The following is a 22,654-nucleotide window of genomic DNA, read 5'->3' on the forward strand; positions in this document are numbered from 1 at the left end:
GCACGTTTTGCGAATCAGCGACCGCATCCTTACTGACACCGTGATCGCGAGCCCGAGCCCCCAACAACCGCGGCCTTCGGCGTTCAGAGCCCATTCCGCCCTTAACCGGAACCGGCGCCTACCATACGAGCCCGCGGGCCGCGACTTCCTCGACACGGGTCACCACGCCACCCCGATGAAACACCATCGTGTCGAACAGGTTGGACACCACACAGGTGTGGTTCGGGATGATGAAGAGCTTTTCGCCGATCTGCGGCCGGGGGCCGGTGCAGTTTGAGAGATCGATCACCCCGTGTTCTTCCGAGAGGCTGGTGATCCGCGCCTCGGGATAACCGACGATCAGGCCGTAATCGCTGAAGCCCTGGAGATCCGAGGTCAGCGCCTTCGAGCCGGCATCGATGACGGCGCGGTCGGCGGTCGGGCGGGAGACGACGGTGGCGAGCACGTGCATGGCGCAATCGTCCTCGGTGCAATGGCCCATGCGCACCATCTGGCGGTCGTTGTAGATATAGGTGCCGGCGCGGTGTTCGGTGGCGGAGGGCACGAGGTGCGCCTCGAACAGGCTCGGCGTTCCGCCATTGCTGACGATCGGGCAGGCGATGCCGTCGGATTTCAGGCGGTCCAGCGTCTCGGTGATGAAGGCCTCCACGGCGGCGGCCGATTGCGGTTTGGGATAGGTGACGATGCCGCCGAAGGTGAGGCCGTCGGCGGCGGCGATGCGCCTGGCGAGCGAGGCGGCCTCCTCTGGTGTCTGCACGCCGCAGCGGCCGCCGCCGGTGTCGCATTCGACAAGAACGGTCAGCGGCTTGTGGCCGGAGAAATGCGCGGCGAGCCCGTCGACCGTCTGTTCGCTGTCGGCGACGACCTTCAGCGCCGGGATTTTCTCGTTCAGCTTCGCCAGGCGCTCGAGCTTCTGCTGCCCGAGGATGTTGAAGGTGATCAGGATGTCGCCGAAGCCGGCTGCTGCAAAGACCTCGGCCTCTGTAACCTTCTGGCAGTTGATGCCCTTGGCGCCGGCGGCGACCTGGGCGACGGCGAGCGCCGGGATCTTGTGCGTCTTGATATGCGGGCGGAAGTTCAGCCCGTGCTGATCCATATAGGATTGGACGCGGGCGATGTTGGCAGCCAGCCGGTCTTCGTCGATCACCGGGCGCGGCGTCGAGAGATCGTCGATCCTGTCTCCTGCCCTGGCGACGACGGCAAAGCTGGCATCATGCATCTAGGCGGCTCCGCGTTCTCGTCCGTGTGGATCGGCCACGATCGGCCAGATTGTCTTCGGCGCCCGCCGGTATGGCGTCGTCGCCGGATTATTGGGATAGGGCGTTCCGGCGGAGCAGTAAAGGATCTCCGCGGCGATCCTGGAGAAGGAGGCGAAGAAGTGATTGGTGGATTTGATCACCAGGATCTTCTGCTTCTCGGGATCGATGCCCATCACCGAAAACAGGCTGGGATCGAAGCTCTGAGCGCGCGTCGAATTGAGGATGATGTCGATGCCGTCGAGCACGATATGGGCGGCATCGCCGAAGGGCGCGAGGCTCTCGCCGAACTGCATCTCGGCATTTTTCACCAGCTTGACGATCTTGACGGTGCCGTCGATCGGATTGCCGGTGCCGGGCGCCGATTTGGCGCCGAAGCGCAGCGGAATTTCCGCCCCCTCGCCTGCAGCAAAACAGATCTGCACCGCCATCGGATCCCAGATGGTGCCGACGGCCGCGCTGCTGACGCCGCGGGCCATCAGCTCGGCGAGAATGACCGTCGCATCCCCGGCCGTGCCGCCGCCCGGATTGTCCCAGACATCGGCGATGACGACCGGCCACGCGGTTGCCTCAATCGCACGCGCGACGGCTTGCCTCTCGTCGATCTGCGGCACCATGAAGGTGCCGCGCTTGGAAAACAGTTCGAGGCCGAGGTCGCGCGCCAAGGCGGCGCCCTTTTCCGGCTTGTCGTCGGTGACGACGAGCAGCTTCGTTCCCATTTCGGGAACGTCGCCGACCATGAAGCCGTGGATCACCGAGATCGAGAGGATCTCCGGATCATCCTTCTCGATCCGCATGATCTTGTCGACGAAGGAGCGCATCGGGTCGCGCGAGGTCGGGAAGACGTCGATCATCCGGCAGTCGAACACCGAGATCGCGGGCTTGACCCGGCCTTCCAGCGTGTCGACGGCGATGCGCCAGAGATCCTCGGCGCGGTCGACGAAATCGGTATGCGGAAATTCCTTGAAATAGACGGCGAAATTAAGCGCCGCGACGCGTTTGGCCGTCAGATGGCTATGCGGATCGAGTTCGGCGCAGATGAGCACGTTGGGGCCGACGATGTCGCGCATGCGCTGGAGAAGATCGCCTTCCGTATCTTCGTATCCGGCCGCCACCATGGCGCCATGCAGGCCCATGACGACGGCATCGACAGGCATGGCCGCGCGAAGCTGCCCGAGGATTTCGTCGCGCAGTTCCTCATAGGTCGCCCGGTTGACGAGGCCGGCGGGATCGGCCCAGGTGGCGGTTCCCTCGATCAGCTCCCAACCCTTTTCTCTGGTGACGCGCCGTCCGACGGTGATCGGCGCGGTGCAGAGCGTCGGTGTCTCAGGATGCTGGCCGGGGGGCGCATAAAGCGAGGCTTCGAATGCGCGGCGATCCACGCAGATCGGAGAGAAAGTATTGGTCTCGGTCGCCAGTGCCGCCGTGAAAATGCGCAAGAAAGTCGCCTTCGTGTTGTCTTCCCGCTTTAGCCCATCGGGTTCGGCAGGTAGCCGGTGAAACCTGAGATCTTCCAGCGCCCCTGGTGCAGCCGGCAATAATAGAGCGTCTGCCATTGCAGCACGTCGCGGGTGCCGTCGGCCCTGGTGATGCCGCCGTCGAATTTCTTGCGGACGAGCGCCATCTCGCCTTCGATCTCGATATCCTCGAGCGTCGTCGTGGTGAAGATCGCCGTGCGCGGATCTTCCGCAAAACGCTGCCCGGCGAAATCCTTTGCCTGCCTCAGCCATTCCTGGCGATAGGCCGCGAGCGTCGGAAAAGCCAGCCGCCACCGATCGGGGCTGACCTGCTTCTGGGCATCGATGCCGATGAAGCCCTCTTCGACGAAATCACGCTCCACCTTCGACCAGTCGGCGGCGAGAAAAGCATCGATATCGCGCGGAACGAGCATTTCCCAGATCGCCTGCCGGGCGCTGTCGGAGGGGAAGGGATTCTGGAAAGGGTCGCGCATATCAGCCCCGGATTGAAATTCTTTTCATAATTCATGTTTTTCACTGGTCAAATTCTGCTTTCTGTGGTCATTTGTCAACTTATCAAGAAAATAATTTGCAAGGACTTCAGCATGCCCATCAAGCGCTATGGCACTGTTCAAACGGGGGCCGGCGGCAAGGCGCTGCCTTTCGCGCGTGCGGTCGAGGCCGACGGATGGCTCTATGTTTCCGGCCAGGTTGCAATGGAAGATGGCGAGATCATCGACGGCAACATCATCGCCCAGACCCACAAGACGATCGCCAATGTTTTGGCTATCCTCGAAGAGGCCGGATACGGCGTCGAGGATGTCGTGCGCGTCGGCGTCTGGCTCGACGATCCGCGCGACTTCTGGACGTTCAACAAGATCTACCAGGAGTATTTCGGCGAGCATCCGCCGGCGCGCGCCTGTGTGCAATCGTCGATGATGGTCGATTGCAAGGTTGAGATCGACTGCGTGGCCTATAAGAAGAAGGGTGCATAAGGAATAAGGGCGGGATAGCGGCTTTGGATATCTTTTCGACATTGCAGGAAGACAAGGGCCGGCTCTCTCCCTCCGAAAGCCGCATCGCCGAGATCATCGTCAACGATTTCGAGTTCGCCGTGAATGCCTCGATCATCGAGCTTGCCGAACGCGCCGAGGTGTCGCCGCCGACCGTCACCCGCTTCTGCCGGCGGCTGGGCTGCGAGAGTTTTTCCGATTTCAAGGTGCAGCTCGCCCGCACCGCGCATATCGGCGTGCGCTATCTGAAGCCGGAATCGAAAAGTACCGATCCGGCCGATGTCGCCCAGGATATCATCACCAAGGCGCAGAACGCGCTGTTTCTGCTGCACCGGTCGCTCGATCTCGCCGCGATCGAAGCCGCCGTTTCGTTTATCGCCAAGGCCGATATGATCTATGCCTTCGGCTCGGGCGGCAATTCGTCGATGATTGCCGACGAGCTGCAGAACCGCCTCTTCCGTCTCGGGCTCCGCATCACGGCAAGTTCCGATCACAGCATGCAGCTGATGATGGCGGCCGCGGCCCGGCCGGGCGACGTGCTGATCGGCTCGTCCTTCTCGGGGCGTAATCTGGAGCTGGTGCGGGCCTTCGAGCTTGCCCGCGACACGAAGGTCAAGACGATCGCGCTCACCCAGACGGAAAGCCCGGTTGCCAAGGCCGCCGAAATCGTCGTGCCGATCGACCTTCCCGAAGGCAATAATATCTATCGCCCGACCTCGACGCGCATCGCCTACCTCGCGACGGTCGATATTCTGTCGAGCCTCGTCGCCTATGCGGTTCAGCCAAAGGCGACGACCACGCTGCGGCGCATCAAGCAGCAGCTCGTCATCCACCGCGACGGCGACGACCGGCAATTGCTTGGAGATTGAGGCTGATGAACGGGAGTCTGGGAAAATGACGAAGTCGATAGCCATCGTGACCGGTGCGGCGGGCGATATCGGCGCGGCGATCGCAGCAAAGCTCGCCGATGACCATGATGTCGTGTTTCTCGCCGATATCGATGCTGCGGCTGCCTCAGCCGTCGCCTCGAAGCTCGGGCCGGCCGATCGCTTCGTCGCCGCCGGGTGCGATGTGACCAGCGAGGCGAGCATATCGGAATTGGCCGGACGCGCCGCCGAAGCCGGCCTGGTGCGAACCCTGGTCAACAATGCCGGTGCGGCCCGCGCCACCAGCCTGCACGAGACGACGCCGGAGATCTGGCGGGCGGACAATGCGCTCAATCTCGAAGCGGCATTCCTGTGTTTCCGCGCCTTCGAGCCGATGCTGAAGGCCTCGAAGGGGTCCGTCGTCAACATCGCCTCGGTCAACGGCATGAATGTCTTCGGGCACCCGGCCTATAGTGCCGCCAAGGCCGGCCTTCTGCATTTCACCCGGCTGGTCGCCGTCGAATACGGCAAGTTCGGCATCCGCTCCAATGCCGTCGCCCCCGGCACGGTGAAGACGCAGGCCTGGGAGAAACGCGCCGCCGCCAATCCGAATGTTTTCGAGGAGGCGCGCCGCTGGTATCCGCTGCAGCGTGTTGTCGATCCGAAAGATGTCGCCAATGCCGTGGCCTTCCTTGCCGGTCCGCTCGCCGCCGCCATTTCAGGCGTCTGCCTGCCCGTCGATTGCGGCCTCACCGCCGGCCAGGCCGAGCTGGCGCGAACCTTTTCGCAGTCGGAACATTACTGAAATTCAGGGCTGCGATCTCCGAGCCGAAACGATAACATGACCTTCCGGACTGCCCGCCGCGGCTGCGCCTGCCGATTTCCCCGACAATTGATGACCCCATGAGCCGCCTCTTCCCCGACGTCTTTCGCAATCCGGCGATCCGCGCCAGCATGATCGCCATTTTCACCTTCGGAATGGCGGGGGCGATGACCGCGCCCTATCGTTCGATCATCGGCATCCGCGAATTGGGCTTGAGCGATGGCCTCTATTCCTTCCTGAGCTTCGCCTCGGCGGCGGTGAACGTCGTCGTCAGCGTCCTGCTCGGCAATCTTGCCGACCGGCTCGGTGAGTATCGATCGGCGATGATCGGCGCCTGCATCTTCGGCATTGTCGGCTACGGCATGGTCTATGCCTTTCCGAGCGCGGCCATCTTCGCCCTCAGCGGGCTGCTGCCGCTGCCGATCTTCGGGGCGCTGAATTCGCTGCTGTTTGCCAATGCGCGCGCGGCGATGCAGGGCATGAACCGGAATGACATGGTGACGGCCAATTCAGGCGTGCGCGCGATGATCTCGCTCTCCTGGGTGCTGATCCCGGGGATAACCGGCCTGCTGCTTTCGGGCGCATCGAGCATGCTGCCGGCCTATCTCTTTGCCGCCGTCGCGTGCCTTCTGTGCCAGGGCATCATCCTCTTCGCCTTGCCGAAGCGGGCGGGAACGGAGATGGCCGCGGCTCACCACCTCAGCTATCTCGGCGCGCTCAGGCAGGTGGTTTCGCCGCGGATTTCGGCGCATATCGCAGGCGTGGCGCTGATCACCAGCACGCTGCATCTGAACGACGCGCTTCTGCCATTGATCGCCACCGGCGCTGCGCATGGTCGGCTGAGCGACGTCGGCATTCTGGTCGGCATCGTCGCGCTTCTGGAGATCGTCTTCATCATCGTCTGGTCGCGGATTGCGCGCAGCGCCGGCCAGATAACGGCGCTTGCCGCCGGCACCATCATCTATGCCGTGTTCCTCAGCCTTCTCGGTTTTGCCTCCGAGCCGTGGCACCTCTATGCGCTGACCTTGCTCGCCGGCATCGGCGCCGCCGCGATCATCAGCATTCCGATCACCTATCTGCAGGATCTCATTGCCGATCGGCCGGGGCTCGGCAGCGCGCTGATCTCCGTCAATATCTTTGCCAGTGCGGGCATCGGCGCGCTGGTCTTTGCTTCAGGCACATCGGTCGCGGGCTATTCCGGAACCGCCATGCTGAGCGCCGTCACCGGCCTGTCGGGGATCGCAATCCTCGGCCTGCTGCAGCGGCGCAATGCCGTTGCGCCTGCCGATGCCGAGGTTGAATAGACCTGACAAAGAATGTGGCTTTCATCGCTATCCGTCTTGTGACAAGGGTGAGGCACCATTTCCGTTGAAGGCGACATGAAGGCGATCTCCGGCACCAATCTCGAGCAGGCCAAGTCTCACAACCGGCGTGTGGTGATCGAGGCCGTGCGGACGCACGGTCCCCTGTCGCGCGCGGCGATCGCCCGGATGACGGCGCTGACCGCCCAGACCGTGTCGAATATCGTCGAGGAACTGGAGCGGTCGCATCTTCTCGTTCCGGCCGAGGCGCAGAAGCTGGCGCGGGGACAGCCGATCATCCCCTATTCGATCAATCCCGCCGGCGCCTATTCGATCGGCCTCGAACTCGGCCGCCAGCGTGCGAGCGGCGTGCTGACGGATCTTTCCGGCGTCGTCCGCGCGCGCATCGAGCGCCATGTCGAACATCCCGATCCGCAACGGGCGATGCCGGCGCTGCAAGCGATCGTCGAGGACCTGCAGCAGGCCTTGGCCTTCGATAGGAACCGGCTGCTCGGCGTCGGCATGGCCCTGCCCGGCCGCTATGCCGATGGCGGCATCACCTCCCTCAGCCCGCAGAGCCTGCCCGGCTGGCAGGATTTTCCTGTGGGGCATGAGCTGGAACAGCGGGTCAGGGTGCCGGTGCTGGTCGAAAACGACGCGACCGCGGCCGCGATCGGCGAGCGCCTTCACGGTGTCGCCCGCGGCCTGGCCAGCTTCGTCTATCTGTTTCTTGCCGGCGGCGGCGGCATCGGCGCCGGCATGTTCCTCGACGGCCATCTCTACAAGGGCAGCCGCAACAATGCCGGCGAGATCGGCCATATCATCGTCGAGCCGCACGGCAAGCTCTGCAGCTGCGGCAAACGCGGCTGCCTCGACCGCTACGTCTCGCCGACCGTCGCCTATGAGTTCATGGGCATCGCCAATGCCGAGGAGCTGTCGCCGGACGATCTCGACGCGCTGATCGCCAAGGGCGGCGACGGCCTGGATGCCTGGCTCGGCCAGGCCGTCCAGCCGCTGCGGCAGACCCTCGACTTTCTCGAACTTGCCTTCGACCCGCAGACCATCGTGCTCGGCGGCAGCCTGCCGACAGCGCTGATGCGCCGGCTTGCCGAGCGGCTGGAGCCGCTGCACACGCCGATCGACCCCAACCGCAAGCAGACCATTCCGCGCGTCATGATCGGCATGACCGGCAAGGACACGGCCATCCTCGGCGCCGCCGCCCTGCCGATCTTCTCCGAAACCAATCCGCGCTTCGACGTGCTGCAGAAGCCGGTCGGCTAGAGCATGATGCCGAAAAGTGTGAGCGGTTTTCGGGCGACATCATGCTCTAACCCTTTAATTTAGAACAGGATTCAGATTTTAAGCCGACCGGGCCTAAAATCATCCTGTTCTAGGCGAAGGCCCACCGGCTATTCAAACAGAATGAGGCTTGCCGGCGTTGGCGGCATCGGTTTGACTGTGACGCCGGCAAGGCCGGCCTGTCTCGCCATCTCGGTCAACTCACTTTGCGTATAAGCGTCGCCCGCCGGTGTGCCGGCGAGCATCTCCCAGGAGAAGGCCGCCGGAAAAGGCGGCGACACGCGATCTTCGTTCGGCACGAAATCGACCGCAACGATCCGGCCATGCTCTGCAAGGCTCGCGATGATCTTTCGCAGCAGCCCTGCGCATGTCGGCAAATCGAAGTGGTGCAGGAAATTTGGCAGCAGGACGAGATCATAATCCCTGCCCCAGTCGACATCGAAGGCACTGCCGGCGATCGTTCGATACCGATCAGCCACGCCGGCTCTACCCGCATTCTGCCGCGACAGCTCCAATACCGCGGCCCAGTCGACGGCGACGATCTCCGCCGATGGAAAGGCCTTCGCAATTTCGATGCCGAAAAGACCTGGACCTGCGGCGATGTCCAGAACCTTTTTGGGAGACCCCCGCCAGCTGCAGATTTCGTCCGCCAGTATTTTGGCGCTGAGGCCGGTGAAGGAGCCCATGCCGCGCGCAAACTTCAACCAGACCGGATTGTCCGGCGACATGTTCGCGAGCCCGGGCGAACCGCCGTTTCGCACGACGGCGGCCGGATCGCGCAGAAAATTATCCAGTATTTCGGGTGCGGCGACGAACTCGACGGCGGAGCCCATATAGGCCGGCGAATTGCGGTCGAGGAACATTCTGGTCGCCGGGGTCATCCGGTACTGCCCGCTCTCCTTTGTCAGGAAACCATGGACCACGAGGTAGTCGCACAGGATGCGCACGCCGCGCTCCGCAGCACTTGTTGCCGACGCCAGCGATGCTGCCGTTTTGCCCTCGCCAATATGCGTAAACAGATCAAGCTCGATGGCCGCCCTGATCGCTGCCGTCTTCCGGCAGGCAAACAGGGCGTCGACCACGAGTTCGGGCGACACGACGCCGGCTTGGGCGTCCTCGACGATTGTTTCCATTGGAATACCCCCAGAACAGGATGATTTTAGGCCCGGTCGGCCTAAAATCTGAATCCTGTTCTAAATTAAAGAGTTAGAGCATGATGTCGCTCGAAAACCGCTCACACTTTTCGGCATCATGCTCTAGAGCTCGCGATCGGTCTTGCCTCGCAGCGCCAGCCGCAGGGATTATGCGTACATTCGCATATTCTACAAGACTTACCACGCTAACCCGATCGGGTGCCCCTGGCCTATATCTCGGCGGGGGTCGATCGGGACCCTTCCATCACGATCGCAATCCTGGCCTTACGACTGTTGCAGCCCGTAAAGCAGCGGCATCAGCCCCGCGAGCGCCCTGAAGCGCTCCCATGATTTGGAGGAGGGTTTTGTCCAGCCGGTTTCGGCAAGTCCTGAGATGCGCGGGAAAACGAGGCGGTCGAAGACGGCGCGGTCCGTCATCGGTTCCGACCAGATGCACGCCTGGATGCCGAGCAGCTTCTGTTTCTGCGCTGCCGTCCAGCCACCGACCGGATCGAAATTATAAAGTTTTTCCGCGTCCGACGTTCCCGCCCAGCTGGCGCCCGGCTCGTCCCAGTCCGGCCTCAGCGCCATGTCGAGGTAATAGACCTGGCCGGGGCAGACGACCATGGCATAGCCGCGTTCGGCGAGCTCGGCCGAGACCTCGACATTGCGCCAGCTGCAGAGATAGCTCTTCTCCTTGTCGATGACATCGCCGTGCGCCGCCTCTTCCCAGCCGCCGGTGATGCAGCCCTTGCTCGCCAGGAAACGCTGCACGCGTTCCAGAAATTCCGCCTGCAGGATCGCCGCACCCGAGCCATGAATATCGTCGGCGCCATGCGTGTTGGTGACGACGTTCAGCCGCTTGGCATGCGCGTCGGCAACCGCGTCGCCGGCCACCGCCCGCAGGCGCGCGAGCGCGGCCGGCGAGCCGGACCACGCACCGAGCGGCACCTCGTCGGCGCCGAGATGGATCACCTTGAACGGAAAGAGTTCGATGAGTTCCGAAAGGATGGTCTCGACGATCTCGTAGGTCTTATCGAGGGCGGGATTGATGCAGTTGTCGGGAAAGCCCTGAACCGAATAATAGCTGCCGGTCTCGGCCGGGTCGCGCAGCTCCGGGATTGCCTGCTGCATGGCGTAGCAATGGCCGGGCATGTCGATCTCCGGCACGATCTCGACGCCGAAGCTCTTTGCCTCAGCGACGATCTCGCGGATGACCGATTTGGGATAGTAGCCGCCCGTTCGCGCCGGGCTGGACCCAAGGAGCGGCGGCACCGCAAGGCCGTGGCCGCGCCAGGCGCCGATCTCGGTCAGGGCGGGATAGGCGTCGATCTCGACGCGCCAGGCCTCATCGTCGGACAGGTGCCAGTGGAAGCGGTTGAGCTTGTTCCAGGCAAGCACGGCGATCAGCTTCTTGACCTCGGCCGCGCCGTAGAACTGGCGGGCGACATCGAGATGCAGGCCGCGCCAGCCCATCGCCGGTTCATCGACGATCTCGCCTGAGGCCGGAAACTGGAAGGTTCCGGGATGCAACCTGGCGCCGCGCCAGATCTGCCCGAGGGTCACCAAGCCGTAGAGAAAGCCGGTGCGGCTGCTTGCCTCGACCGTCAGCCTCTCCTCGTCGAAGCTCAGCCGATAGGCTTCGGGGCCGAAGCCGGCGGCATCCTTCAGGGTAACCGGTACTGCGCCTTCGGCCTCGCTGCGCACGATGCCTTCGACGGCGAAGAGATGGTCGACCAGCGCCGCGAAGCCTCGCGCCGCCGCCTCGCCTTCGGTACTCTCAGCCTGCGGCGCAAAACCGGCCGGCAGCGGCCGGCGCGAGGCGACCGCCACATGGTTCGGCCAGGGGATGACCGACACCTGAACGGGTGCGTTGACGGGAACGGAATAGATCTCGGCGCCGCGCTTCAGACCGGCATTGCTGACCGAAGAGCGCGTCGGCTCGATGGCGAGCAAGATGGTGCCGCCGTCGGCAAGCGCGAGATAGGCGCTGGTCGCGCCGTCCGTCCAATGACGGAACTGCCAGCTCAGCGCATAAACCGAGATCGTCCAGGTCTCGCCGGCGGCGAGAACGAAACCGGCCGGCGGCTGGAATTCAGTGAAATTGGAGAGCCGCTTTGAGATCGTCGCGCCTTCGACCCGTCCGGCCGGATCGACGCGGCCCGGGCCGCTGACGCAGAGCGAGAAGCCAGACATCGGCTCGCTGCCGAGGTTCTTGAGGCGCAGGACATAGGAGAATTCCTTGCCGTCGGCAGGCGGGTTCCAAAGGGTTTCGAGCCGCAGGGCTGTCGGTCGCGGTGTGGACATGGTCACTCTTCCTTCGGGAAAACCAGCTGCTGAACATTCCGACAGGATGCCGGGAGCGAAAGTAAAATTTGAGCTCAATCAAATTGATTTAATATTGATAGTCGGTCTCCCGCCGAGGCGTCAATTGCCGATCTAAAATTTCCGGTTGGACGCCTTGCGAATAAAATTCGGGGTGATGGGCATCGCGACGCCGAGCCCGGCTTCCCGGTCGGGCTCGATTCTATTTGGTGATCCCGTTGCCCTAATATGCCGGTTGACATGTCGATCGTCTCGATCGCAAACATGGTCGATCTTCTCTCCGGGGCGGAAAATGCCGCGCGCGGGATCATCGTATGCTGAAACGACCTGAACCTGCCCGTCCTGACAAACCGCCCGCCATCGTCTGGCTCGGCTTCCTCGCCATGTGCGTCGGCATGTTCATGGCGATTCTCGACGTTCAGGTGGTGGCGACATCGCTGCCGACGATCCAGTCGGCGCTTTATATCGATCCCGACCAGATGAGCTGGATACAGACGGCCTATCTCATCGCCGAAGTGGTGGCGATCCCGCTGACCGGCCTGCTGACGCGGCTGCTTTCGATGCGATGGCTGTTCGTGACCGCCATCAGCCTGTTCGTCGCGGCCTCGGCCGGCTGTGCGATGAGCGGCAGCTTCGGCGCGCTGGTCGCCTGGCGGGCGCTGCAGGGCTTCTCCGGCGGAACCCTGATCCCCTCGGTATTTTCAGCCGTGTTCATCCTGTTTCCAAACGAGCGGCAGGCGCTGGCGACGACGATCGCCGGCGTGCTGGCGGTGCTGGCGCCCACCGTCGGGCCGATCGTCGGCGGATGGCTGACCGAAACCTATTCCTGGCACTGGCTGTTCCTGATCAACATCCTGCCGGGCATTGCCTCGGCCATCCTGGCCGCCCGTTTCCTGCCGCGGCAGGCGGCCGATCCGTCCGAACTCCGGCATCTCGATGGCCTGTCGCTTGTCCTGATGGCGACGGCGCTGACGAGCCTGGAACTCAGCCTGAAAGAGGCGCCGACCAGCGGCTGGGCCTCGGCCTATGTGCTCGGCCTGCTGGCCGTCTGCCTCGTGTCGGGCGGCGCGTTCGCAGCGCGGACGCTGCGCCGGCGCCGGCCGATCGTCGATCTCGGCAATTTCGCCGACCGCAACTTTCTCGTCGGCTCGGTCTTGAGCTTCGTGCTCGGCATCGGCCTGTTCGGCTCGGTCTATCTCATGCCGGTGTTTCTCGCTTTCGTCAGGGGCCACGACGCCCTCGAAATCGGCATGACGATGCTGGTCACCGGCATCGCCCAGCTGGTCACCGCGCCGGTCGCGGTCGCGCTGGAAAAGCGCATGGATGCGCGGCTGCTGTCGGCTGTCGGTTTCGCCCTGTTTGCGATCGGCGTCGGCATGAGCGCCTTTCAGGATCCGCGCTCGGATTACGATGCGATGTTCTGGCCACAGATCGTGCGCGGCGTCGCCATCATGTTCTGCCTGCTGCCGCCGACGCGGCTGGCGCTCGGCACGCTGCCGGCCGACCGCATTCCCGATGCCAGCGGCCTTTTCAATCTGATGCGCAATCTCGGCGGCGCCATCGGCATCGCGCTGATCGACACCATCATCTACACCCGCTCGGAGCCGCTGGGCCAAGCCCTCTGGGCGCGCCTTCAGGCCGGCGACGTCGAGGCCGCGGCATTCGCCGGCGCACCGCTTCAGGCCATATCGGGACATAGCGGCAGCTTCGATGCCTACACCACGGCGCTGCTCGATCCGCTGGTCCAGACCGCGGCCAGCGTTCAGGCGATCAACGAAGCCTGGATGGTCGTCGCCATCCTAACCGGCTGCGCCCTAGTCTGCGTGCCCTTCGCCAGACGGCCGGCGTCGGGGTGAAGACGGTTGCTGACGAACTTGCCTGCGGTCGCGCATTGCGATCGAAGCGAGGCTACCCCAAATGGGCAATGGTCATAGTGCCGCCACAGAATTCGATCCATTCATGCTGCAGATACAAGCGGATGGCGAAAAATGAGATTGCTGGCTCTTCTTGCTGTGGCCGTTTTGCTGACGGTGGTTCAAGCTCACGCCCAAGTTTATGAACCTTATGGTGGATACGACGAATACGGAGGCTACGACTATGATGACCCGTACAGCCCGTATCCGCCTCCGCCGTATTACGACCCTGCCCCTCGCTATCAGGAACCTCTGTATGATCGCAGGGAACCCTCAACACGAGGTACAAGGGGAACAATCGTTATCGCCACGCGTGAGCATACCCTTATTTACACCAGGTCATCGGGTGAGCAGTTCGCCTACCCAATCGCCGTCGGCCGTGAAGGCAAGCAATGGTACGGATCAACCCGGGTGGTCTCCAAGCGAATGCATCCCGAATGGCGGCCAACGGCGAGCATGCGACAGAAGAACCCGAGGCTTCCAGCGGTCGTGAAGGCCGGCCCTGCCAATCCGCTTGGAACCCGCGCTATTTACCTCGCCGACGGGCTGCTTCGCATCCACGGCACCAACGACCCCGCCTCCATCGGCACCAATGCATCGAGCGGATGCTTTCGGATGTACCGCGAGGATGTCGAGGAACTCTACGATATGGTCCAGCCGGGGACCCGGGTGATCGTGCAGCGGTAATCTCCTCCCCAGCCGAAGGTGAATGGTTTGGGGCGGGCGCGGCGAGGCGACTACCCGCTGCCGGAAATATCAATCAGATACAGTAACGTCGATCCATCGACCGGTTCCTTGGCCACCGTAGATATCCACGTCAATCCATACGTTACCACGCACGATCATATTGGCGGCCTCTGGCGTCATCGTCCCGTTCCGAAGCATCTGCTCCATAGCCTGGCGATTTACCGCGTCAGCAAAGAACGAGTCTGATTGATCGTCACGATCGCGCACGTGGTACTGGTGGAAATTCGCCCTGTCTTGACGGATGATCTGCCATGGCTGGGTCAGTCTAGCCCCATTTGAATTGTAAAGATCAGCGTTGCCGATATAGGCGCGATAGCTCTCAATCAGGCGATTGCTGTGGGTGGCTTGAACTCTCGCCTGAGCATGAGCTGTTCCCGCGACGATGACCGAGCTGAATAGAATCAATAATAATTTTCGCATATTGCCCTCTTTGAAAGAGGGGGTCTTACCCAGAATTGAGCCAATTCGCCAAGCAAAAAGCATCTCATTGGGAGCCCCCGTCGATACGGCGTCCATTGCACTGCTCAATGGGGGTACGACTGCAATCTGACTTCGCCAGCACCAGGGCCGCAGCCCCTTTAAGCGTTCATGGCCCCCTGCATTCTCAGAGACAGCGGCAGGTCTCCAGGTCCCGTCAAAGATGTTTCAACGGCCCTTGTCATCCATGGCCTCCAGCATCAATGATTTGAATCGCTCGGGGCGCGGCCGGTGACACTGACGGCAGCTTGCCGATCGACCGGCCGCCGGTAAGATTTCTCTCAATCATTTTGCGTCATCCTTCGATTCCCTTCTGACGCCAATCGACGAGATCTCAATGGCCCCGGACCCTGCCCGCAGTTTGCAAATGCCCCGCCGCGACGAGCTTGGCCTCCTTGCGATCAGCAACGGTTCCGGCCTGTCGATATCGGCGCTGCCGAACGGCACGCTGTTTGCCATCGAATATGCCGACGACAAGGGATCGGTGCAGATCAACCAGATCCAGGGCTCGCCGCTGATCGGCGGGATCGGGCGGCTTTATCTGCGCATCGGCGGCGCTCGGCCTGAGGTCATCGAAATCGTCGGGCCGCGTGCCAATGGCGGTTTCGGATATGATGCGACGCGCTTTTCGTGGAGCGGAAAAACAGGCGATATCGGCTATAATGTCCGGCTCGAGCTGCATCCCACCGAGACGGCCTGGTTCTGGCGCGTCGCCCTCCGGCATCTGAAGAAGGGAACGCTGCCGGCGGATCTGGTGCTGATCCAGGATGTCGGCCTCGGCGATCGAGGCTTCCTGATGAACAGCGAAGCCTATGCCTCGCAATATGTCGATCACCATATCGCCGATCATCAGATGTTTGGTTCCGTGGTCATGAACCGGCAAAATCTCAAACAGGGTGGTGGCCGCAATCCCTGGCTCGTCCAGGGCTGCCTCGACGGTGCGGTTGGCTATGCCACGGATGCTATCCAGCTGGTGCAGGCGAAAAACCGTCTCGACGACCGGATGGTCGGCCCCTTCGGCACCAGCCTGCCAAGCAAGCGGCGGCAGCAGGAGATGGCATGTCCGGCCATCCAGTCGAAATCGCTCTCCATTTCGGCGAGCGGCGCGACTGCGACCTTCTTCGCGCTCTTTGCCGCCGATCATCCCGAGGCGTCGAGCGATGCCGATCTTCTCCGGCTCGACGGGCTTGCGGCGGCAGAAAGTGTGATCGGCGATATCGAGGAGACGGCGCCGGTCCGCAGCCTGCTGCAGGACGCGTCTCTGCTGGAGGTCGAGCCGCTCGACAAAAAGGCGATCGGCCGCCTTTATCCCGAGCGGAGCCTGGAAGAGCGCGCCGGCGGAAAGCTGCTGTCGTTCTTCGTGCCGGATGGCGCGCTGAACCGTCACGTCGTGCTGCGCGACAAGGAATTTGCGGTGGCGCGCCGTCACGGTGCGATCGTCAGAAGCGGTGAGAATATGCTGCTCGACGATTCCACCCTTGCCGCGACCTGCTGGATGCAGGGCATTTTTGCCGCCCAGCTGACGATCGGCAATACCTCCTTTCATAAGCTCTTTTCCGTCTCCCGCGACCCCTACAACCTGACGCGCGCCAGCGGGCTGCGCATCATGGCGGATGTCGGCGCCGGCTGGCAGCTGCTGGCGGTGCCCTCGGCTTTCGAAATGGGGCTCAGCGACTGCCGCTGGATCTATCAGTGCGCCGGCCGCACGATCACCGTTGCGGCGGTCGCCTCCGGCAAGGATGCGGCGATGCGGTGGACGGTCTCCGTCGAGGGCAAGCCGTGCCGCTTCCTGGTGTTCGGCCATGTCGTGCTCGGCGAGCGTGAATATGACGCCGGCGGTCAGATCGAATTCGATACAGCAGGCAAGCGTATCCATTTCCGGCCGGACCCGGCCTGGCTCTGGGGTGAGCGTTATCCCGATGCCGGTTATTGGCTGGTGAGTTCGACGTCCGATGCCATCGAGGAGATCGGCGGCGACGAACTGCTTTATAGCGATGGGATGCCACGCAACGGCGCTTTCGTCGCGCTGCGCTCGCAGCCGACACAGGCGCTCTCATTCGCCGTCGTCGGCTCGATGACCGATGCTGCAGAAGCCGGGCGGCTGGCAGAGCGGTATCAGGCCGGCATTACCGATGAAGCCATGCTGGCGCCGGCCTCCAAATTCTGGCGCAACACCGTGCGCGGCCTGACGATCGGAAACACAATGATCGACAGCCCTTCAGCAGATCTTGCCGCACAGGCGACGCTGCTGCCCTGGCTCGCGCATGATGCCATCGTGCATTTGAGCGTGCCGCACGGCCTCGAGCAATATACCGGTGCGGCCTGGGGCACGCGCGACGCCTGCCAGGGCCCGATCGAATTCCTGCTCGCCTACGAGCATGACCGCGAAGCCAAGGAGGTGGTGAAAACCGTCTTCAGCGAACAATATCGTGAGAAGGGCGACTGGCCGCAATGGTTCATGCTGGAGCCCTATGCCAATATCAGGGCGGGTGACAGCCACGGCGATATCGTCGTCTGGCCGCTGAAGGCGCTCTGCGATTATATCGAAGCGACGGGTGATCTCGCCATCCTCGACGAGAAGGTCTCCTGGCGCGACGAAAAGACCATGCAGAAGGCGGCGGAGACCGACACCATCGCCATCCATGTCGAGAAACTGCTCGATACCGTCCGCGGCCAGTTCATCCCGGGAACGCACCTGATCCGCTATGGCGAGGGGGACTGGAACGATTCCCTGCAGCCGGCCGATCCGCATCTGCGCGACTGGATGGTCAGCAGCTGGACCGTCGCCCTGCTCTACGAACAGATCGTCCGTTATTCCGCGATCCTGCGCCGCCTCGGCCAGCGCGATAAGGCCAAGGCGCTCAGGAAGATCGCCACGGCGATGCGCCGGGATTTCAACCGCCATCTCGTGCGCGACGGCATCGTCGCCGGTTACGGCATCTTCGATCCTGCCCATGACGGTGTCGAATTGCTGCTGCACCCGAGCGATAAGCGCACCGGCCTCTCCTACTCGCTGATCTCGATGACGCAGTCGATGCTCGGCGGGCTGTTCACGCCGGCGCAAAGGCAGGACCATATGACGCTGATCGAGGAGCATCTGCTCTTCCCCGACGGCGTGCGGCTGATGGAAAAGCCCGCCACCTATGCCGGCGGACCCGAGACGCTGTTTCGCCGCGCCGAATCCTCCTCCTTCTTCGGCCGCGAGATCGGGCTGATGTATGTGCATGCGCATCTGCGCTATTGCGAAACGCTGGCGCTGGACGCTGAAGCGGACGAACTCTGGAAGGCAATTTCGGTCGTCAACCCGATCGCCGTCACCACGGCGCTGCCGCATGCCTCGCTGCGCCAGCGCAATACCTATTTCAGCAGCAGCGATGCGGCCTTCCATGACCGCTATCAGGCGGCTGCCGAATGGGAGCGCGTCAAGGCGGGAAAAGTCGCCGTCGACGGCGGATGGCGTATCTATTCCAGCGGCCCCGGGCTCTACACCAGGAGCTTCGTCGAAAATATCCTCGGCTTCAAACGGCGCTTCGGCCGGCGCGGACGCAAACCGCTGCTGCCTCAGGCTCACGCTTCCTTGGAGCTGCAGACGGATCACGCCGCCTGGCGGCGGCTGATGAAGCCGAAGCCAACGGCCTAATACTTCAAGAGGACGTGCTGGCGTCGCGCAACTCTTCGAAGCGCGCCGCACTCTTCGACAGGTGTGTTCGGATGGCGCGGCGGGCGGCGGCTTCCTCGCCGTCGCGGATCGCCGTGAATATGGCATGGTGCTCCCGGCGCATGCGGGCCGCATGGCGCTTGCGCTCGGCCGCCGTCATCTTGTCCAGGCGCGCCCATTGCCGCGGCACCATGATGTCGCCGAACGTATCGAACAGGCGGCCGTAATAGGAGTTCTGCGTCGCGACCAGGATCGACCGGTGGAAGGCGTAATCCTCCTGCGCGCCGTATCCGCCCTCCTCGAGCGCCTTGTCGAGCGCATCGAGCCGAGCCTGCATGCGGCCGAGATCTTCAGGCGTGCGCCGCAGCGCGGCAAGACCGGCGGCTTCGTATTCGACCCCCATGCGCAGCTCCAGCACGCGCAGAACCTCGTCGATCGACTGCAGGTCGTTGGGAATGATCGAGAAGGATCGCGGGTTGGGATCGTTGGAAACGAAAGCCCCGAGCCCTTGCCGTGTGGTGATCAGCCCCTTGGCGCGCAGCGTCGCCAGCGCTTCGCGAACGATCGTTCGGCTGACGCCGGTGGCCCTCATGATCGCCTGTTCGGTCGGCAGGCGCTGGCCTGGCTTGAGGTCGCCGGATTCGATCTGCGCCATCAGCATATCGGCAAGGCCGCTGCGCAGGTTCGGCAGCTGCCGAGTGGTGGTGACCGCCTTGTCCCTGTCCGTCATCTCGTGTCGATCCTGCCCCCGATGCGGCCGCGCCAGCCTCATTTCCTTTTGCTAACGCATGCCGGCAGGAAAGGCAAAACGACGTCGGTCACGACAGGTCGATGACGCGGATCACCGCGCCAGCCAGCCGCCATCGACGGGCAGCACCGTTCCGTGCACGTAATCGGAGGCTGAGGATGCCAGGAAGACGGCGGCACCGCCGAGTTCGGCAGGTGTTCCCCAGCGCCCGGCCGGAATGCGCGAAAGAATGGCGGCGTTGCGGTCGGCATCCTCGCGCAGCGCGGTGGTGTTGTTGGTGACGAAATAACCGGGCGCGATGGCGTTGACGTTGACGCCCTTGCCGGCCCATTCGCAGGCCAGCAGCTTGGTCAGTCCGGCAAGGCCGCTTTTCGAGGCGGTATAGGAGGGGATGCGGATGCCGCCCTGGAAGGAGAGCAGCGAGGCGATGTTGATGATCTTGCCCCTGCCCTTTTCGACCATGTGTCGGCCGGCCGCCTGCGACAGGAAGAAAGCCGTCTTCAGGTTGACGTCGATCACCGCATCCCAGTCTTCCTCGGTGAAATCGAGCGCATCGGCGCGGCGGATGATGCCGGCATTGTTGACGAGGATGTCGAGGCCGCCGAAGGTCTGGATGGCCTCGGCGACAATCCCCTTGACCGGTTCGATGGTGCCGAGATCGGCCTTGATGACATGGAAGCGGCTGCCCGCTTCCTTCACCAATGCTTCGGTTTCCTCCATCGAGGAGCGCCCGACGGCGACGATCGAGGCGCCGGCCTCGGCCAACGCTGCCGCGATGGCCTGGCCGATGCCGGTATTGGCGCCGGTGACGACGGCAGTCCTGCCTGTGAGGTCGAAGGGATTTGCCACGGCGCTCACCTCAGATCCGCAATGGCGATGTGATCCATGTCGGTGAAGCTCTTATTGTCGCCGGCCATTGCCCAGATGAAGCTGTAATTCTTGGTGCCGGCGCCGGAATGGATCGACCAGGGCGGCGAGATGACCGCCTGTTCGTTGGCGACCAGCATATGCCGGGTCTGCTGCGGCTCGCCCATGAAATGGAAGACGCGCTGCTCGGCTTCGAGATCGAAATAGAGATAGGCTTCCATGCGGCGGTCGTGCGTATGGGCCGGCATGGTGTTCCAGACGCTGCCCGGCTCGATCATGGTGAAGCCGAGCGTGAGCTGGCAGGACTGGCAAACCTCGGGATGAATGAACTGGTAGATCGACCGCTTGTTGGCCGTCGCGGCGTCGCCTGGCGTCAGGTGGCGGGCCTTTTCGCGGGTGAGCAAAACGGTCGGATGCGCCTGATGCGCCGGCGTCGAGACCAGATAGAATTTGGCCGGGTCGGCGGCATCCACGCTCTCGAACCGCACGTCCTTGGCGCCCTTGCCGGCATAGAGGCAATCATATTTGGCAAGATCGTAACTCGTGCCGTCGACGATGATGCGACCGGCGCCGCCGATGTTCAGCGCGCCGAGTTCACGCTCGGCGAGAAAGGTTTCCTGGCCGATCGCGGTCGGCGCCGTCAGCGGCAATCCGTCCGCCAGCGGTGTGGCGCCGCCGATGACCATGCGGTCGTAATGGGAATAAGTCAGCCGGATCTCGCCGCCCGCAAAGACGGTTTCCACCAGAAAGTGACGCCGCAGCGTCTCGGTGTCGTAATTGCGCACGGCCTCGGGATGGGAGGCGTGCCTCACGTCGATCTGCATGTCAGAATTCCTTCAGTTTCGTTGTCGTCAAGCGTCGTTGCTCCAGCGACGCCGGATCCGTTCATCGATCCGTTTCGCTCGGCAGTGAACCGAATGGTTACATAGTTGTACGACAAATTCGGAGTCAATATGTTTCTGCGGCACGCAGCCGCAACCGGCGGCGATCTCGGAAATCACCAGCAAAATCAGGGATAAGCAGGAAAGAGCCGCCATCGCCCGATAACGGATGGCGAGCCGTGGTTTTCGGCGCGATCGGCCAAAAACGAAAAAGCCTGCCGCGGGAGGAGGTGCGGCAGGCTTTCGAAAAAACCGAACGACAGCTGGGAGGAGGAGTGCTGCCGTTCCCGCAGACGACCCTGGGAGGAGGATGGGGCGCCTGCATCTCGAAGGGATGCGGGAGGAGGTGCATCGCTTCGATAGAAATAATCATACTTATTTCTTGCTCAGTTGGTAGGCATTTCTTTGCAGGGCAGCTATGCGTTATGCGAAAAGCGGACGGCTTGATCACCCGATCCCGATCTGCCTGAAGCACAAAAGCAAAGCGCCCGCTTCTGAAGAAAGCAGGCGCCGGCCAAACTCTTAATAAATGCTTAGTCTACAGGCCGTTAGCGGGCGATGGCAGCGCGGGCGACGTTGCGGATGTCACCGCGGCCGATGCCGAGGTCGTCCAGTTCGCGAGCGGACATACGGCCCAGTTCAGCGACCGTCTGACGGTACTTGCGCCAGTTATTGAAAGAGCGTGCGACGTTCACGATGATCCCCTTTCCGTGGGCTTTCGAAGCCTAGCTGCCAGTCCTTGGCGCTTCGTTCGCTTCGATGAGAGGTATATAGTACGAGCCGTTCGATAGTTGCAGCGCCAATGCATCACTGCACCTATGCGACGTTTGCATGGGTCGGCATATTTGGGGCTATTTTCGATCAGCGTCCGAACCGGTCAGAGTTTGAAGCGATCGAAGGCCGTCAGCCGCACGATCGGCGGCTCCGCCTCTTTCCACCGGTAAATTTCCGAGCGCAGATAGGAAAGCTCGTCGTCGAGATCGTCTTCGCCGACTTCGATCCACCAGGACTTCAGCCGGCCGTCGCTGCCATCCGACCAGCGATAACCCCTCGCCTTCAGATGGTCCTTCATCTCGAAGGGGCTGTGTTCGGCGAAGATGCGAATACGCGAGCGCTGGCTGGCGCGGTAAAGCTCGGCGAACGGGCTTTCGCCGTCGCCCTGCTCGCGATCGAGGATTTCCAGCAGCGCGTGGCAGTCGTCCACCGCGCGATGACCGTCGTGGAAATACCCGGCCTGGCCGACGAGATAACCGAGCTTCGTGCCTTCGAAGCCGCGGGCGCTCCAGTCGATCTCCGACACCGAGCACGCCCAGGCCTTGCCGGCGAAAATCCTTGAGAAGGCCTCGCAGAACGGTCGGTCGAAACCGGCATTGTGAGCGATGATCAGATCGGCCGGCTCGATCAGGGCGCTCAACGACCTTATATCGATGACCTGGCCTTCGACCATCGCATCGGTGATCCCCGTCAGCCGGGTAATCTCCGGCGGGATCGGCCGCGACGGCTGTTGCAGGCCGCCATAGATGCCGACAATGTCGCCGATCCCGCCCCCATCGTCGAACGTGAAGGCGACGGCGCCGATTTCGATGATCTCGTCGCTGCGGTGATTGAGACCGGTCGTCTCCGTATCGAGAATGACGCCGAGCCGCGAAAATTCCGGCCGTCTGAGCGTTGCGATCGGCCGGGCGGTCAGTTTCCGCAGGATGCGGTAATTGCCGCTCTCTTCAAGCGTGCGCGCCATATCTTCATCGGAATGGCCGGCCGGCTGCGACAACGGCCGGCGCGAGGGAGCGCGCGCCTTGGCGACTGCCGGCGACGGCTTGGCAAACATGTCGAGTTGCGAATCTCTCTGCACGCTCATCGGACCTGTATGTCACGCAGACGCGGTTTAAT

Annotated in this window: 19 protein-coding genes and 1 pseudogene; 9 read left to right on the forward strand and 11 right to left on the reverse strand. The window is 62.8% G+C overall.

The genetic code is table 11. From position 1 onward, the window contains the following. Positions 1 to 118: 118 nt before the first annotated feature. The 3 genes from ATY75_RS30540 to ATY75_RS30550 are packed head-to-tail and all read right to left on the reverse strand — an operon-like array spanning position 119 to position 3,207. Positions 119 to 1,219 carry a D-TA family PLP-dependent enzyme gene (locus ATY75_RS30540; RefSeq protein ID WP_088940345.1) on the reverse strand — a complete coding sequence of 367 codons (1,101 nt, stop codon included), beginning with the start codon at positions 1,217 to 1,219 and terminating at the stop codon, positions 119 to 121. Continuing rightward, positions 1,220 to 2,695, reverse strand: coding sequence for a M81 family metallopeptidase (locus ATY75_RS30545; RefSeq protein ID WP_088940346.1), 1,476 nt, complete (start codon positions 2,693 to 2,695; stop codon positions 1,220 to 1,222). It abuts the gene before it with no gap. A 29-nt stretch (positions 2,696 to 2,724) separates the two neighbouring features. After that, positions 2,725 to 3,207: a hypothetical protein gene (locus ATY75_RS30550; protein WP_088940347.1), complete on the reverse strand. Its 483-nt coding sequence runs from the start codon at positions 3,205 to 3,207 to the stop codon at positions 2,725 to 2,727. A gap of 111 nt (positions 3,208 to 3,318) precedes the next feature. On the opposite strand from ATY75_RS30550, the gene ATY75_RS30555 reads away from it, so the two are divergent. The 5 genes from ATY75_RS30555 (at position 3,319) to ATY75_RS30575 (ending at position 7,997) form a co-directional block, all read left to right on the forward strand. Next, positions 3,319 to 3,708, forward strand: coding sequence for a RidA family protein (locus ATY75_RS30555; protein WP_049735854.1), 390 nt, complete (start codon positions 3,319 to 3,321; stop codon positions 3,706 to 3,708). A 23-nt stretch (positions 3,709 to 3,731) separates the two neighbouring features. Further along, a complete protein-coding gene (locus ATY75_RS30560) occupies positions 3,732 to 4,595 on the forward strand; it encodes a MurR/RpiR family transcriptional regulator (RefSeq protein ID WP_088940348.1) in 864 nt (287 codons plus the stop codon). A 25-nt stretch (positions 4,596 to 4,620) separates the two neighbouring features. Beyond that, positions 4,621 to 5,397: an SDR family oxidoreductase gene (locus ATY75_RS30565; protein WP_088940349.1), complete on the forward strand. Its 777-nt coding sequence runs from the start codon at positions 4,621 to 4,623 to the stop codon at positions 5,395 to 5,397. A gap of 98 nt (positions 5,398 to 5,495) precedes the next feature. Continuing rightward, the gene (locus tag ATY75_RS30570) at positions 5,496 to 6,719 is read left to right on the forward strand and encodes an MFS transporter (protein WP_088940350.1); all 1,224 of its coding nucleotides are present in this window, start codon (positions 5,496 to 5,498) and stop codon (positions 6,717 to 6,719) included. A gap of 75 nt (positions 6,720 to 6,794) precedes the next feature. Then, positions 6,795 to 7,997 carry an ROK family transcriptional regulator gene (locus tag ATY75_RS30575; protein WP_088940351.1) on the forward strand — a complete coding sequence of 401 codons (1,203 nt, stop codon included), beginning with the start codon at positions 6,795 to 6,797 and terminating at the stop codon, positions 7,995 to 7,997. Positions 7,998 to 8,125: 128 nt separating this feature from the next. Here the strand turns inward: ATY75_RS30575 and ATY75_RS30580 are convergent, their stop codons facing one another. Both ATY75_RS30580 and ATY75_RS30590 read right to left on the reverse strand, forming a co-directional pair. Continuing rightward, positions 8,126 to 9,148, reverse strand: coding sequence for a class I SAM-dependent methyltransferase (locus ATY75_RS30580; RefSeq protein ID WP_088940352.1), 1,023 nt, complete (start codon positions 9,146 to 9,148; stop codon positions 8,126 to 8,128). A 285-nt stretch (positions 9,149 to 9,433) separates the two neighbouring features. After that, positions 9,434 to 11,455 (reverse strand): beta-N-acetylhexosaminidase, encoded by a 2,022-nt coding sequence (locus ATY75_RS30590; protein ID WP_088940353.1) that lies wholly within the window; start codon positions 11,453 to 11,455, stop codon positions 9,434 to 9,436. Between the two features lie 332 nt (positions 11,456 to 11,787). Between ATY75_RS30590 and ATY75_RS30595 the strand changes: the two genes are divergently transcribed. Further along, positions 11,788 to 13,329 carry a DHA2 family efflux MFS transporter permease subunit gene (locus ATY75_RS30595; protein WP_088940354.1) on the forward strand — a complete coding sequence of 514 codons (1,542 nt, stop codon included), beginning with the start codon at positions 11,788 to 11,790 and terminating at the stop codon, positions 13,327 to 13,329. 132 nt (positions 13,330 to 13,461) lie between these two features. Continuing rightward, positions 13,462 to 14,073 carry a L,D-transpeptidase gene (locus tag ATY75_RS30600; RefSeq protein WP_088940355.1) on the forward strand — a complete coding sequence of 204 codons (612 nt, stop codon included), beginning with the start codon at positions 13,462 to 13,464 and terminating at the stop codon, positions 14,071 to 14,073. A 69-nt stretch (positions 14,074 to 14,142) separates the two neighbouring features. Here ATY75_RS30600 and ATY75_RS30605 read toward each other — a convergent pair whose 3' ends face one another. Beyond that, on the reverse strand, positions 14,143 to 14,553 hold the full coding sequence (locus ATY75_RS30605) for a hypothetical protein (RefSeq protein ID WP_088940388.1): 411 nt from the start codon (positions 14,551 to 14,553) through the stop codon (positions 14,143 to 14,145). Positions 14,554 to 14,728: 175 nt separating this feature from the next. Here ATY75_RS30605 and ATY75_RS30610 point away from each other — a divergent pair. Both ATY75_RS30610 and ATY75_RS30615 read left to right on the forward strand, forming a co-directional pair. Next, a pseudogene (locus ATY75_RS30610) lies at positions 14,729 to 14,833 on the forward strand (DUF2026 family protein); the annotation flags it as partial. Between the two features lie 114 nt (positions 14,834 to 14,947). Then, positions 14,948 to 18,250 carry a cellobiose phosphorylase gene (locus ATY75_RS30615; protein ID WP_088940356.1) on the forward strand — a complete coding sequence of 1,101 codons (3,303 nt, stop codon included), beginning with the start codon at positions 14,948 to 14,950 and terminating at the stop codon, positions 18,248 to 18,250. A 4-nt stretch (positions 18,251 to 18,254) separates the two neighbouring features. On the opposite strand, the gene ATY75_RS30620 is transcribed toward ATY75_RS30615, so the two are convergent. The 5 genes from ATY75_RS30620 to ATY75_RS30640 all read right to left on the reverse strand — a co-directional run bounded on the left by ATY75_RS30620 (position 18,255) and on the right by ATY75_RS30640 (position 22,622). Beyond that, on the reverse strand, positions 18,255 to 18,998 hold the full coding sequence (locus ATY75_RS30620; protein ID WP_064843848.1) for a FadR/GntR family transcriptional regulator: 744 nt from the start codon (positions 18,996 to 18,998) through the stop codon (positions 18,255 to 18,257). 111 nt (positions 18,999 to 19,109) lie between these two features. Next, positions 19,110 to 19,874, reverse strand: a complete 765-nt coding sequence (kduD, locus tag ATY75_RS30625) for a 2-dehydro-3-deoxy-D-gluconate 5-dehydrogenase KduD (RefSeq protein ID WP_280950623.1) — start codon at positions 19,872 to 19,874, stop codon at positions 19,110 to 19,112. Further along, positions 19,871 to 20,707, reverse strand: coding sequence for a 5-dehydro-4-deoxy-D-glucuronate isomerase (gene kduI / locus ATY75_RS30630; RefSeq protein WP_088940357.1), 837 nt, complete (start codon positions 20,705 to 20,707; stop codon positions 19,871 to 19,873). The genes kduD and kduI overlap by 4 nt, the downstream gene beginning before the upstream one ends. A 605-nt stretch (positions 20,708 to 21,312) precedes the next feature. Further along, the gene (locus ATY75_RS30635; RefSeq protein WP_003594835.1) at positions 21,313 to 21,459 is read right to left on the reverse strand and encodes a DUF1127 domain-containing protein; all 147 of its coding nucleotides are present in this window, start codon (positions 21,457 to 21,459) and stop codon (positions 21,313 to 21,315) included. Between the two features lie 182 nt (positions 21,460 to 21,641). Then, the gene (locus ATY75_RS30640; protein ID WP_088940358.1) at positions 21,642 to 22,622 is read right to left on the reverse strand and encodes a 3'-5' exonuclease; all 981 of its coding nucleotides are present in this window, start codon (positions 22,620 to 22,622) and stop codon (positions 21,642 to 21,644) included. Positions 22,623 to 22,654: the final 32 nt, after the last annotated feature.

It is taken from the genome of Rhizobium sp. N122 (assembly GCF_002211295.1).
Classification (GTDB): Bacteria; Pseudomonadota; Alphaproteobacteria; order Rhizobiales; family Rhizobiaceae; genus Rhizobium.

Excerpts from the sequence above, each read along its gene's own strand:
- ATY75_RS30565 (WP_088940349.1), top strand. The coding sequence starts at position 4,621 with ATGACGAAGTCGATAGCCATCGTGACCGGTGCGGCGGGCGATATCGGC.
- ATY75_RS30640 (WP_088940358.1), bottom strand. The coding sequence starts at position 22,622 with ATGAGCGTGCAGAGAGATTCGCAACTCGACATGTTTGCCAAGCCGTCG.
- kduI (WP_088940357.1), bottom strand. The coding sequence starts at position 20,707 with ATGCAGATCGACGTGAGGCACGCCTCCCATCCCGAGGCCGTGCGCAAT.
- ATY75_RS30620 (WP_064843848.1), bottom strand. The coding sequence starts at position 18,998 with ATGACGGACAGGGACAAGGCGGTCACCACCACTCGGCAGCTGCCGAAC.
- ATY75_RS30570 (WP_088940350.1), top strand. The coding sequence starts at position 5,496 with ATGAGCCGCCTCTTCCCCGACGTCTTTCGCAATCCGGCGATCCGCGCC.
- ATY75_RS30595 (WP_088940354.1), top strand. The coding sequence starts at position 11,788 with ATGCTGAAACGACCTGAACCTGCCCGTCCTGACAAACCGCCCGCCATC.
- ATY75_RS30615 (WP_088940356.1), top strand. The coding sequence starts at position 14,948 with ATGGCCCCGGACCCTGCCCGCAGTTTGCAAATGCCCCGCCGCGACGAG.
- ATY75_RS30555 (WP_049735854.1), top strand. The coding sequence starts at position 3,319 with ATGCCCATCAAGCGCTATGGCACTGTTCAAACGGGGGCCGGCGGCAAG.
- ATY75_RS30580 (WP_088940352.1), bottom strand. The coding sequence starts at position 9,148 with ATGGAAACAATCGTCGAGGACGCCCAAGCCGGCGTCGTGTCGCCCGAA.
- ATY75_RS30550 (WP_088940347.1), bottom strand. The coding sequence starts at position 3,207 with ATGCGCGACCCTTTCCAGAATCCCTTCCCCTCCGACAGCGCCCGGCAG.
- ATY75_RS30605 (WP_088940388.1), bottom strand. The coding sequence starts at position 14,553 with ATGCGAAAATTATTATTGATTCTATTCAGCTCGGTCATCGTCGCGGGA.
- ATY75_RS30590 (WP_088940353.1), bottom strand. The coding sequence starts at position 11,455 with ATGTCCACACCGCGACCGACAGCCCTGCGGCTCGAAACCCTTTGGAAC.
- ATY75_RS30600 (WP_088940355.1), top strand. The coding sequence starts at position 13,462 with ATGAGATTGCTGGCTCTTCTTGCTGTGGCCGTTTTGCTGACGGTGGTT.
- ATY75_RS30575 (WP_088940351.1), top strand. The coding sequence starts at position 6,795 with ATGAAGGCGATCTCCGGCACCAATCTCGAGCAGGCCAAGTCTCACAAC.
- ATY75_RS30540 (WP_088940345.1), bottom strand. The coding sequence starts at position 1,219 with ATGCATGATGCCAGCTTTGCCGTCGTCGCCAGGGCAGGAGACAGGATC.